This window comes from Bacillus sp. BC08, assembly GCF_054326875.1.
Genome location: NZ_JBTGPA010000021.1, coordinates 47215 through 58426 on the forward strand (window position 1 = coordinate 47215; position 11212 = coordinate 58426).

The 11212-nt window shown below is 37.1% G+C and carries 15 protein-coding genes; 13 read left to right on the plus strand and 2 right to left on the minus strand.

Features of this window, described 5'->3' with window-relative positions:
- The first annotated feature begins 27 nt into the window (after positions 1-27).
- The 11 genes from ACXVYO_RS04700 to ACXVYO_RS04750 all read left to right on the plus strand — a co-directional run bounded on the left by ACXVYO_RS04700 (position 28) and on the right by ACXVYO_RS04750 (position 8294).
- Entirely contained in the window at positions 28-972 is a 945-nt protein-coding gene (locus tag ACXVYO_RS04700) for a DNA-directed RNA polymerase subunit alpha (protein WP_000569644.1), read from the plus strand.
- 35 nt (positions 973-1007) lie between these two features.
- On the plus strand, positions 1008-1370 hold the full coding sequence (rplQ, locus tag ACXVYO_RS04705; protein WP_000331490.1) for a 50S ribosomal protein L17: 363 nt from the start codon (positions 1008-1010) through the stop codon (positions 1368-1370).
- 103 nt (positions 1371-1473) lie between these two features.
- Entirely contained in the window at positions 1474-2316 is an 843-nt protein-coding gene (locus ACXVYO_RS04710) for an energy-coupling factor ABC transporter ATP-binding protein (protein WP_458466151.1), read from the plus strand.
- Complete coding sequence (locus ACXVYO_RS04715) at positions 2292-3173, plus strand: energy-coupling factor ABC transporter ATP-binding protein (protein ID WP_458466152.1); 882 nt, start codon at positions 2292-2294, stop codon at positions 3171-3173. Before ACXVYO_RS04710 ends, ACXVYO_RS04715 begins: the two co-directional genes overlap by 25 nt.
- Entirely contained in the window at positions 3161-3955 is a 795-nt protein-coding gene (locus ACXVYO_RS04720; protein WP_458466153.1) for an energy-coupling factor transporter transmembrane component T family protein, read from the plus strand. Before ACXVYO_RS04715 ends, ACXVYO_RS04720 begins: the two co-directional genes overlap by 13 nt.
- A 14-nt stretch (positions 3956-3969) precedes the next feature.
- Positions 3970-4713, plus strand: coding sequence for a tRNA pseudouridine(38-40) synthase TruA (truA, locus tag ACXVYO_RS04725; protein WP_087955362.1), 744 nt, complete (start codon positions 3970-3972; stop codon positions 4711-4713).
- A 152-nt stretch (positions 4714-4865) separates the two neighbouring features.
- A complete protein-coding gene (gene rplM / locus ACXVYO_RS04730) occupies positions 4866-5303 on the plus strand; it encodes a 50S ribosomal protein L13 (protein WP_001260795.1) in 438 nt (145 codons plus the stop codon).
- A 21-nt stretch (positions 5304-5324) separates the two neighbouring features.
- Positions 5325-5717, plus strand: coding sequence for a 30S ribosomal protein S9 (rpsI, locus tag ACXVYO_RS04735; protein WP_000079986.1), 393 nt, complete (start codon positions 5325-5327; stop codon positions 5715-5717).
- A 162-nt stretch (positions 5718-5879) separates the two neighbouring features.
- Complete coding sequence (locus ACXVYO_RS04740; RefSeq protein WP_001101006.1) at positions 5880-6308, plus strand: YbaK family protein; 429 nt, start codon at positions 5880-5882, stop codon at positions 6306-6308.
- 66 nt (positions 6309-6374) lie between these two features.
- On the plus strand, positions 6375-7088 hold the full coding sequence (gene cwlD, locus ACXVYO_RS04745) for an N-acetylmuramoyl-L-alanine amidase CwlD (protein ID WP_458466154.1): 714 nt from the start codon (positions 6375-6377) through the stop codon (positions 7086-7088).
- Positions 7089-7226: 138 nt separating this feature from the next.
- Complete coding sequence (locus ACXVYO_RS04750; protein ID WP_163096779.1) at positions 7227-8294, plus strand: Mrp/NBP35 family ATP-binding protein; 1068 nt, start codon at positions 7227-7229, stop codon at positions 8292-8294.
- A 56-nt stretch (positions 8295-8350) separates the two neighbouring features.
- Here the strand turns inward: ACXVYO_RS04750 and gerD are convergent, their stop codons facing one another.
- Positions 8351-8968: a spore germination protein GerD gene (gene gerD, locus ACXVYO_RS04755; RefSeq protein WP_458466155.1), complete on the minus strand. Its 618-nt coding sequence runs from the start codon at positions 8966-8968 to the stop codon at positions 8351-8353.
- 139 nt (positions 8969-9107) lie between these two features.
- On the opposite strand from gerD, the gene kbaA reads away from it, so the two are divergent.
- The gene (kbaA, locus tag ACXVYO_RS04760) at positions 9108-9719 is read left to right on the plus strand and encodes a KinB signaling pathway activation protein KbaA (RefSeq protein WP_073519010.1); all 612 of its coding nucleotides are present in this window, start codon (positions 9108-9110) and stop codon (positions 9717-9719) included.
- 91 nt (positions 9720-9810) lie between these two features.
- Here the strand turns inward: kbaA and pdaB are convergent, their stop codons facing one another.
- Entirely contained in the window at positions 9811-10575 is a 765-nt protein-coding gene (gene pdaB, locus ACXVYO_RS04765; RefSeq protein WP_458466156.1) for a polysaccharide deacetylase family sporulation protein PdaB, read from the minus strand.
- Between the two features lie 170 nt (positions 10576-10745).
- Here pdaB and ACXVYO_RS04770 point away from each other — a divergent pair, with 170 nt between their 5' ends.
- A complete protein-coding gene (locus ACXVYO_RS04770) occupies positions 10746-10964 on the plus strand; it encodes a hypothetical protein (protein ID WP_000900298.1) in 219 nt (72 codons plus the stop codon).
- Positions 10965-11212: the final 248 nt, after the last annotated feature.

Sequence of the window (11212 nt, forward strand, 5' to 3'; positions counted from 1 at the left end):
TCGACGTTTTGAAGGAGGGTTTAGTTAATGATTGAAATCGAAAAGCCGAAAATCGAAACGGTTGAACTTAACGAAGATGCTAAATATGGTAAATTCGTAATTGAACCGCTTGAGCGTGGATATGGTACTACTTTGGGTAACTCCTTACGTCGTATTCTTTTATCCTCACTCCCTGGTGCCGCTGTTACTGCTATCCAAATCGATGGCGTATTACATGAATTTTCAACAGTTGAGGGCGTAGTAGAAGACGTTACGACGATCATCTTAAACTTGAAAAAGTTAGCTCTTAAAATCTACTCTGAAGAAGAGAAGACGTTGGAAATTGATGTGCAGGGCGAAGGTATTGTCACAGCTGCTGATATTACTCACGATAGTGATGTAGAAATCTTAAATCCAGATTTACACATTGCAACGTTAGCAAAAAATGCGCATTTCCGCATGCGTTTAACTGCAAAGCGTGGTCGTGGGTATACGCCAGCTGATGCAAATAAAAGCGAAGATCAACCAATAGGAGTAATTCCTATTGATTCTATTTATACTCCAGTATCACGTGTGACTTACCAAGTGGAAAAGACACGTGTCGGACAAGTGGCTAATTATGATAAGCTTACGCTTGATGTATGGACGGATGGAAGCATCGGGCCAAAAGAAGCTATCTCTTTAGGTGCCAAAATCTTAACTGAGCATTTAAATATCTTTGTTGGTTTAACTGATGAAGCACAAAATGCTGAGATTATGGTTGAGAAGGAAGAAGATCAAAAAGAGAAAGTTCTTGAGATGACTATCGAGGAACTAGATCTTTCTGTTCGTTCTTATAATTGCCTTAAACGTGCAGGAATTAATACTGTACAAGAGCTTGCGAACAAAACAGAAGAAGATATGATGAAAGTTCGTAACTTAGGACGTAAATCCTTAGAAGAAGTTAAACATAAACTTGAGGAATTAGGTTTAGGTTTACGTAAAGACGACTGAGGATTTAAACCCATCAACAAAGGAGGGAACTACGAATGGCATACAGAAAATTAGGCCGTACAAGTGCGCAACGTAAAGCTATGTTACGTGATTTAGCTACTGATTTAATTATCAACGAGCGCATCCAAACGACAGAAACTCGTGCAAAAGAACTTCGTTCTGTAGTGGAAAAAATGATCACTTTAGGTAAACGCGGAGATCTTCATGCTCGTCGTCAAGCAGCAGCTTTCATTCGCAATGAAGTAGCTAACGCTGAGACTGGTCAAGATGCACTTCAAAAATTATTCGCTGATGTAGCTCCACGCTATGCTGAGCGCCAAGGCGGATACACTCGTATTGCAAAAATTGGTCCACGTCGCGGAGACGCAGCACCAATGGTAATTATCGAGTTAGTATAATGATAATTAAAAGGGCAGGACAGTTCTTTTCAAGAAACTGGTCATGGCCCTTTTTTTTAAATATAAAAATAGGCTAACTTGGCGAAGGAAAGGGTGCCTTGTATTGAAAAAAGAGAAACTTCGGACAGAAAATATATCATTTCAATATCCTGGGGCAGCCACTTATGCATTAAAAGATGTTTCATTTTCTTTGTATGAGGGAGAATGGGTATCTGTTATTGGACAAAACGGTTCAGGGAAGTCTACACTTGCAAAATTATTGAATGGTTTGTTTTTGCCGGAAGCAGGGACTATTACAGTAAATGATACAATGGTTTTATCAGAGGAAACAGTATGGGATGTTCGAAAACAAATTGGGATGGTATTTCAAAATCCAGACAATCAATTTGTTGGAACGACAGTGCAAGACGACGTTGTTTTTGGCTTAGAGAATATCGGAATGCCAAGAGAGCAAATGGTAGAAAGATTAGATCAGGCCCTCAAACTTGTCCGTATGGAAGATTTTCTTAATGATGAACCTCATTCGTTATCTGGTGGGCAAAAACAGCGAGTGGCGATAGCAGGCGTTTTAGCACTTCAGCCATCTATTTTGATATTAGATGAAGCAACGTCAATGCTAGATCCTCAAGGAAGACGTGAAGTAGTAGAAACGGTTAGACAACTTGTTAATCAAAAAGGTATTACGGTGTTATCAATTACGCACGATTTAGAAGAAGCGGCACAATCAGACCGTGTCATTATTTTAAATAAGGGAGAAATATTAGAGGAAGGGACTCCAGAGCAAATTTTCAAGTCCTCTCATATGCTCCAAGAAATTGGATTAGATGTACCATTTTCAGTGAAAATAGCAGAATTATTAAAAAGAAATGAAATTCTCTTGCAAAATACGCATCTTACAATGGAAAGCTTGGTGAACGAACTTTGGAGATTATATTCCAAAAAGTAGAACATCGTTATCAATATAAAACTCCATTTGAAAGACGCGCACTTTATGATGTAGACGTGTCGTTTCCAAGTGGGGGCTATTATGCCATTATCGGTCATACTGGTTCAGGTAAGTCGACGATGATTCAACATTTAAATGGTTTATTGCAGCCGACAAATGGCACAGTTCAAATTGGTGAACATTTCATTTCGGCACGAAAGAAAGAAAAAAAGCTAAAGCCACTACGTAAAAAGGTAGGGGTTGTCTTTCAATTCCCAGAACATCAGTTGTTTGAAGAGACTGTGGAGAAAGATATTTGTTTCGGCCCTACTAATTTTGGGGTATCTGTAGAAGAAGCGAAGCAAAAGGCAAGAGAGGCAATTGAACTTGTAGGGTTAGAACCAGAACTGTTAACACGTTCACCGTTTGAGTTAAGTGGTGGACAAATGAGGCGTGTTGCGATAGCGGGCGTATTGGCGATGGAACCCGAAGTGCTTGTATTAGATGAACCTACAGCAGGGCTAGATCCAAAAGGGCAGAATGAACTTATGGAGATGTTTTATAAGCTACATAAGGAAAAAGGTCTTACAGTTATCCTAGTAACACATAATATGGAGGATGCTGCTAAGTATGCGGAGCAGATTGTAGTCATGCATAAAGGAACGGTCTTTTTGCAAGGAAGTGCAGAGGAAGTATTTTCACATGCTGATGAACTAGAGAAAATTGGCGTGGATCTTCCTATGTCTTTAAAGTATAAACGTGCAATTGAAGAGAAGTTTGGCATTTCAATCCCAAAGGCTACCTTATCTTTAGAGGATCTTACTCATGAAGTTGTGCAGGTGTTACGAAAAGGTGGTCATGAATCATGCAGCAGTTGATTATTGGAAGGTATATTCCAGGGAATTCTCTTATTCATCAACTTGATCCACGTACGAAGCTGCTGATTGTCTTTTTATATGTATTTGTTGTTTTCTTAGCAAATAATGCGATTTCATATGGATTTTTATTTTTATATGCACTCATTGCTTTATTTTTTGCAAAAGTGCCGATTCGTTATGTACTTTCGGGCTTAAAACCAATTCTATGGATTTTTCTTTTTACATTTTTCCTGCATATTTTTACAAATAAAGAAGGGGAAGTACTATTCCAGCTTGGTTGGTTTTCGATACATGAAAAAGGATTAGAGCAAGGGATATACATTTCTATACGATTCTTCGTTATTATTTTAATGACGACATTATTAACGTTAACGACGACGCCTATTGAGATTACAGATGGTTTGGAGACGTTATTAAAGCCGTTGAAGCGTATAAAAGTTCCTGTTCATGAAATCGCATTAATGATGTCAATTTCTCTTCGTTTTATTCCAACATTAATGGACGAAACGAGTAAAATAATGAAGGCACAATCGTCACGTGGTATTGATTTCGCAGGAGGGCCGATAAAAGATAGGATGAAAGCTATTATCTCTCTACTCGTTCCTCTATTTATCAGTGCTTTTAAGCGTGCTGAAGACTTAGCAATTGCTATGGAGGCTCGTGGATATCAAAGTGGCGAAGGACGTACTAAATTTAGGCAACTACGCTGGAAAACAAGCGATACAGTAACGATTATAAGCTTACTTTGTTTAGCTTGTATTTTGGCATGGGTGCGATTGTAATGGAGAATAGAGAAATGGATAGAATAAAATGTACGGTTGCATATGATGGCATGCATTTTTGTGGTTATCAAATTCAGCCGCAGCATCGTACTGTTCAACAAGAGATTGAAAAAGCTTTGCAGAAATTGCATAAAGGAGAACTTGTTCGTGTTCAGGCATCGGGCAGAACGGATTCTACCGTTCACGCCAAAGGACAAGTTATACACTTTGATACACCGTTGTCTCTTGAAGAGTGGCAATGGGGTAATGCATTAAATACAATGTTGCCAGATGATATTGTTATCAGACAGGTAGAGAAAAAAACAGAAGAATTTCATGCGCGTTACGGTGTTGAGAGAAAAGAATATCGTTATCGTGTGTTATTATCAAAGACTGCGGATGTATTCCGTAGAAATTACGTATATCAATATCCATATCCGCTCGAAATAAACTCTATAAGAAAAGCGATCCCTTATTTTATTGGAACGCATGATTTCACTTCTTTTTGTTCGGCAAAAACTGACAAAAAAGATAAAGTGAGAACAATTTATGAAATTGAGCTAATCGAGCAAGACGATGAATTAATTTTTCGCTTTGTAGGTAATGGATTTTTATATAATATGGTCAGAATTATTGTTGGTACGTTACTGAGCGTAGGGCAAGGAAAGCTTGATCCAGATAGCATTCCAGAGATTCTAGCGAAACAAAATCGTCAGTTTGCTGGAAAGATGGCTCCTGGTCATGGACTTTACTTATGGCAGGTAAACTATAACAACTAATCCTGGTGTAACATTTGCTTGACATTAGAAACTCAAAAGTATATCATAACATATGGTATTGTTTCTAAAACCACGATTAGCCCCGGAAGGAAATCGTGTTTAAGATAAACAATAGATTTTTTCTATGGAAAAGATAACGAGGAGGGAAACACATGCGTACGACTTTTATGGCAAAAGCTAACGAAGTTGAGCGTAAATGGTATGTGGTTGATGCTGAAGGTCAAACTTTAGGTCGCCTATCTACTGAAGTAGCATCTATTTTACGCGGTAAAAACAAACCTACATTTACACCACACGTTGACACGGGTGATCATGTAATTATTATTAACGCTGAGAAAATTCATTTAACAGGTAATAAATTAAACGATAAAATTTACTACCGTCACACTAACCACCCAGGTGGACTTAAGCAAAGAACAGCTCTAGAAATGCGTACAAACTACCCTGTACAAATGTTAGAGCTTGCAATTAAAGGGATGCTTCCAAAAGGACGTTTAGGACGTCAAGTATCTAAGAAATTAAACGTGTATGCTGGAGCAGAGCATCCACACCAAGCACAAAAACCAGAAGTTTACGAACTTCGCGGATAATCAATTAAAGGAGGGCTTACTTTGGCACAGGTTCAATACTATGGCACTGGACGTCGTAAGAGTTCAGTAGCGCGCGTACGCCTAGTTCCAGGCGAAGGACGCGTTATCATTAACGGTCGTGATTTTGAAAACTATATCCCATTTGCTGCATTACGTGAAGTAGTGAAACAACCTCTAGTTGCAACAGAAACTTTAGGTAACTACGATGTACTTGTAAACGTAAATGGTGGTGGATACACTGGTCAAGCTGGTGCTATTCGTCACGGTATTTCTCGCGCTTTATTAAAAGCTGATCCAGAATACCGTCTAACATTAAAACGTGCAGGTCTATTAACTCGTGACGCACGTATGAAAGAGCGTAAAAAATACGGTCTTAAAGGCGCACGTCGTGCACCTCAGTTCTCAAAACGTTAATTTTTGCGAACTACAAACCCCAACCATTTTGGTTGGGGTTTTTTTATGTTTCATTCCTCTATTGGAATTTTTGTAGTTTGGAATATTTTAGTCCTATCCTCTCGCGTATGCTTCTTCTTTAGAAGTTTAGACTAATACGTATTAGGGAGGTTTATAAGTACTATGAATGTCATTGTCAGCTTACAAGAAAAACAAAAAGAAAAGCAGTTGAAATATGAACGGAAGATGCTGCGAGAATTATCATTAAAAACATTACGTTCAAATATTAGAGATGCCTTTCAGATGCAGGAACTTCATCGTCAGTATGAAGATTACTGTATTGAATTAGGGATAGAATCGTATTTATTAGGAGCAAGATACAGTAAGTTTGGTTATTATGGTGAATCATTCTTTGATGTGAAATATAGAGCCTTAGAAGAAGAGCAACAATTAACGGAAACACTATTTCAATTTTTAACGAGCATGACTATGAGGGAAATTAAGTTACAAGATGAGGAATTACTTTTTGAATCTTGTCAGCAGTTTATTGGTTTATGGTGGCAGGAAGGATATGAAAAAGGTGAGAGAAGATATCGATTAAAGCTTCATTAAGACAAGCATAAACTTTCCTCTTGTCCCATATAAGTAATTAGAGGGACTAGCTGGAGGAGGAAAGGTATGAAGAGAATTCGAATTATCTCTTTTGCACTCGCTGCGGTTGTTTTGTTTTTTTTAGTCAAACAAGAATTTCAAATTACAAAATCGTGGCGAGCGTGGAATTTACCCTTATCGGGGAAAGTGATTGTATTAGATGCTGGGCATGGTGGGCCAGACGGAGGGGCTGTTGGTGGAAACGATATTATAGAAAAAGATATTACGCTTGAGATTACAAAGAAGGTACAAGATTATTTACAAGAACAAGGTGCACTAGTTATTTTAACACGTGAGGGAGATTATGATTTAGCTCAGAAAGATACAAAATCATATAGTAGACGTAAAGCAGAGGATTTAAAAAAGCGTGTAGAGATTATTAATAAACCTGATGTAGACTTTTTTGCGAGTATTCATTTAAATGCTTTAACTAGTAGTGGATCGAAAGGCGCACAAACGTTCTATTACCGTTCTTCGATTGAAAATGAACGTGCTGCGAAATTTATACAAGCTGAATTGAGAACGAGTTTAGAGAATACGAATCGTTCTGCTAAAACGATTTCTCATGTGTATTTATTAAAGTATGCGAAAACACCAGGTGCTTTAATTGAAGCTGGCTTTTTATCGAATGTAAACGAAAGGTATATGTTAAATTCGGAGAAATATCAGCAAAAGGTAGCGGCTGCAGTATATCGTGGTATATTACGCTATTTTACGGAAAAAGGAAATCCTCCAGAATAAGGAGGATTTTTTGAGTTTCTCTCATTAACGAAGTTTTCCGAAAATATGTTATACTGGAAATGTAAACGCATTTATTTAAAAAATAAAGAGAGATAAATTCAATTAACATTACGTTATTTTTCATACAGGGGGCTAATCATGGTAACGAAAGAGCAAGTAGTGGAAGCGTTAGAAGGGGTTGTAGATCCGTTTTTACATAAAACGTTAAAAGAAACAGGGGCAATTAAAGAGGTAACAGTTAAGCCTGAGAAGGAACATGTAAGTGTTAAAATTGCAATCGTAAAAACCGGTACAGCGGAACAAATGCAATTGCAATCTGGAATTGTAAAGTTAGTAAAAGAATTAGGAGCAGCAACAGTAGGGCTTCGCTTTGCAGAATTTACAGAAGAAGAATTAGCTCAGTTTGCACCGGAACAAGAAGAAGAGCAAGCTGAATCTTTATTGTCACCAAATTCAAAAACAACATTTTTAGCAGTGGCGAGTGGAAAAGGTGGGGTAGGGAAATCAACAGTTTCTGTTAACCTTGCTATTGCTCTAGCTCGTCTAGGGAAAAAGGTTGGTATCATTGACGCTGATATTTACGGTTTTAGCGTACCGGATATGATGGGGATAGAAAAACGTCCTGTTGTAAGGGGGGATAAAATTATTCCAGTGGAGCGTCTAGGTGTAAAGGTAATCTCAATGGGGTTCTTTGTAGAAGATAATGCACCGGTTATTTGGAGAGGGCCTATGCTTGGGAAAATGTTAAATCACTTCTTTACAGAAGTAGAATGGGGCGATTTAGACTATTTAGTTTTAGATTTACCACCGGGTACAGGTGATGTTGCGCTAGACTTACATTCGATGTTGCCGGCTTGTAAAGAGATTATTGTAACAACGCCACATCCAACAGCGGCATTTGTAGCAGCACGTGCTGGAGCCATGGCTTTACGTACAGAACATAGTATTCTTGGTGTTGTTGAAAATATGGCGTATTTTGAAAGTAAAACAACTGGTGAAAAAGAATATGTGTTTGGAAGAGGGGGAGGAGATAAATTAGCTACAGAACTTCAAACAGAAGTACTTGGCCGAATCCCACTTCAACAACCTGATTGGAATAAAGAAGACTTTGCGCCATCAGTATATGAAGATACACATACGACAGGTCTTATTTATCGCACGATAGCTGAGACAGTAATTGATAAAATAGCTGTCGCACAAAAATAAAATAATAATGAGTGGACGATACATATATTGTCCACTCATTATTATCGTTATTATTTTTACTGCTGTTCCTTTTTACCGTCTTGGGAACTACCTTCACCACCTGCTTCTTTTTTATCAGATCCACTTTTTTCGGCCTTTTGTACACCTTTACTAATAATATCAATCATCTTAGCTTGGAAGAGTGGACTTTCAGCAGTTTCTGTTAGTACTTGTTGTAAGTATTGACGGTATTCTTTGCTCTTCATCGTTTGTAACATCATTTTTTCTACTTCAGGGTTTTTCATAATTTCTATAACACCTGCTTGGTATTCAGGGTCTTTTAGTAATGTTTTCATTAAGGTTGTTTGTTCTTTCCCCATACTTTTAGCAAATTTCGATGAGAACTCAGGGTCTTTAAAGAGCTTTTCCCAGAATTGTTGCCCTTTGTCGGATACCATTGCATCTTCAATCGTTTTCTTTACTACTGTTTCATCTAGTATGAGTGCTTGTTTCATTTTTTCATCAGTTAACACATCTTGAATGGCTTTCTTACCTTGATCGGTTTTTAAAATATCGACAATCATTTTCTTCGTTTGATCGTAATCAAGTTCGGACTTTGCTTCTTTTCCTTGTGCACATGCTACAAGTGCGAGGAATAGAAAAGAAGAAGTCAAAACGAGCAGCATCCGTTTCATAAGTTGGAACTCCTTTCAGCACAGTTCTCTCTTTTTAATATAAATATCTTTAAGGAATTTATACATGAACATGGCTAGCTTTTTGAAATTGTCATTGATACAATTTAATTAGAAATATAAGGATAATGGGGGATGTGTTGTGAATAGCCGCAAGTGGGTACGACTATTTTTTACGACGTTGTTTCTTGGTGGGATTAGTACGGTCATACTTGGTTTCGTTTTGGAGTGGGACAAGTACGCTAAATTTTTTCAAAATTTCGACGGAAAGGAAATTCTAGCAGTTTCCTTTTGGTTGATGGGTGTAGGATTTATTTTTAGTGTTATAAGTCAAATGGGATTCTTTGCTTATTTAACAATCCATCGTTTTGGATTAGGTATGTTCCGTTCACCTTCTTTATGGAATGCAGTCCAGCTCTTCTTTATTGCATTCGTTTTATTTGATTTCGTGTATTTAAGATCCGTACTGATTGCAAATGGAGAAGTTTCATTAGGGAATAACATACTTGTTGCTGGTGTGTTATTTGTGTTCGGGGCCATTGTTGCTTACATAAAAAGTAAGGAAACAAATAAAAAGGCATTTGTGCCCGCTTTGTTCTTTATGGTTGTGGTAACAATTCTTGAGTGGGTACCAGCTCTTCGAATTAATGATACAGACTGGTTATATTTAATGGTGATACCACTTTTATTATGTAATGCATATCAGTTACTTATATTACATCGTTTAATTGGAAAGAGGAGTAAGTCGGCCTAATATAAGAGAGCTTGTACGAATGAAAAAAAGCTCTATTACCTGAATGAAAGGTAGTAGAGCTTTTTATGCGTGAAGGCACAATAGAAAAGATTTACTGTACATCTTTACTTTTCGTACTTGTGTTGGAAATAAGTTGTGATACGGATATTTGCTCATATCCGTCACTCTTTAATTTTTGTAGAAGCAGTGGTAAAGCTTTATTTGTTTGAAGGGCAGAATCGGATGCGTGTAATAAGACGATATCTCCACCTTTTAAATTATTAGAGACGGTGGAAACGATATTGTTTACACCAGGGTTTTTCCAATCGTTTGAGTTATTACTCCAATGAACGACAGTGTATCCGAGTGATTCTGCTATTTTTAGTGTTGCTTTGTTAAAGTCTCCACTAGGTGGACGCAATAGCTTGACTTGTTTCACACCGAGTTTTGTAAAAACATCTTGTGCTCGTAAAAGATCTCTTCGTATTTCATTTGTCTCTAGAGAAGTATAGGACGTGTAGTTATAACCCATACTACCGATTTCATGTCCATCTTTTATGATGCGTTCAACTACATCAGGGTGTCTTTCTGCCCATGCAGCAGAAAGGAAGAAGGTTGCATTCTTAATGTCTTTTTCTTTAAGTGTATTAAGGATTGGAATTGCTTTTTTGTCTCCCCAACTAATATCAAACGTGAATGCAACTTGTTTTTTAGAGGTGTCTCCTTTGTAAATAATTTTAGGTCCTGTAGCAGTTGAAAAAGCAGATTCGTGTGAATATGTTTTTAAAAAGAGAAGCCATGCTGTAAATAAGGAAAGTATCACTATTAAGCTAATGTGTTTAAAAGCTCGTTTACTCGTAATAAAAAAGAAAAACATAATATTACGCCCCTTTGTCCAATCCTTTTCAGTTACATATATGCTTTAAATATTAAAAAGAGAACAAAGGATTAATATCGTAAGCAGTGGATATAATGAATGATAGGATTTTGATAAGTGAAAATGAGCGAAACGTTTATTGCTTTGTAGGAAATGATTGAGGTGATGATTTGCTTGGGTTTATGTTAACGAAAGAAGAGAAAAAAGAAATGGAATACATATTGAAGAGAGAGTTAGAAGAACTTTTATTTGATTTTGAAGATGAACGTATTCATGACGTTGTAAAAAAGGCGATGGAAGAAAGATATAAAATCATTTTTTGTTTGTTTCGAAGAGTCGCAAATGCAGAAGAATGTATGCGTTATGTAAGGAAAAGAACTTTTTATTAAAAAGTGTTGACGTTAATGGTTGTTATATGATAAATTAATAACCGTCGCTGATGCAGTAACGCAGAAGACGATAAAAAAGAAATTGAAAAACTTAGTTGACATTAACTAACGAAGATGTTAACATAAGGAAGTCGCAAATGAGCGACCAAGTAGTTCTTTGAAAACTGAACGAAACAAACAACGTGAAACGTCAATTTTTATTTTTAGATGCTAGACAAACTAACTTTATTGGAGAGTTTGATCCTGGC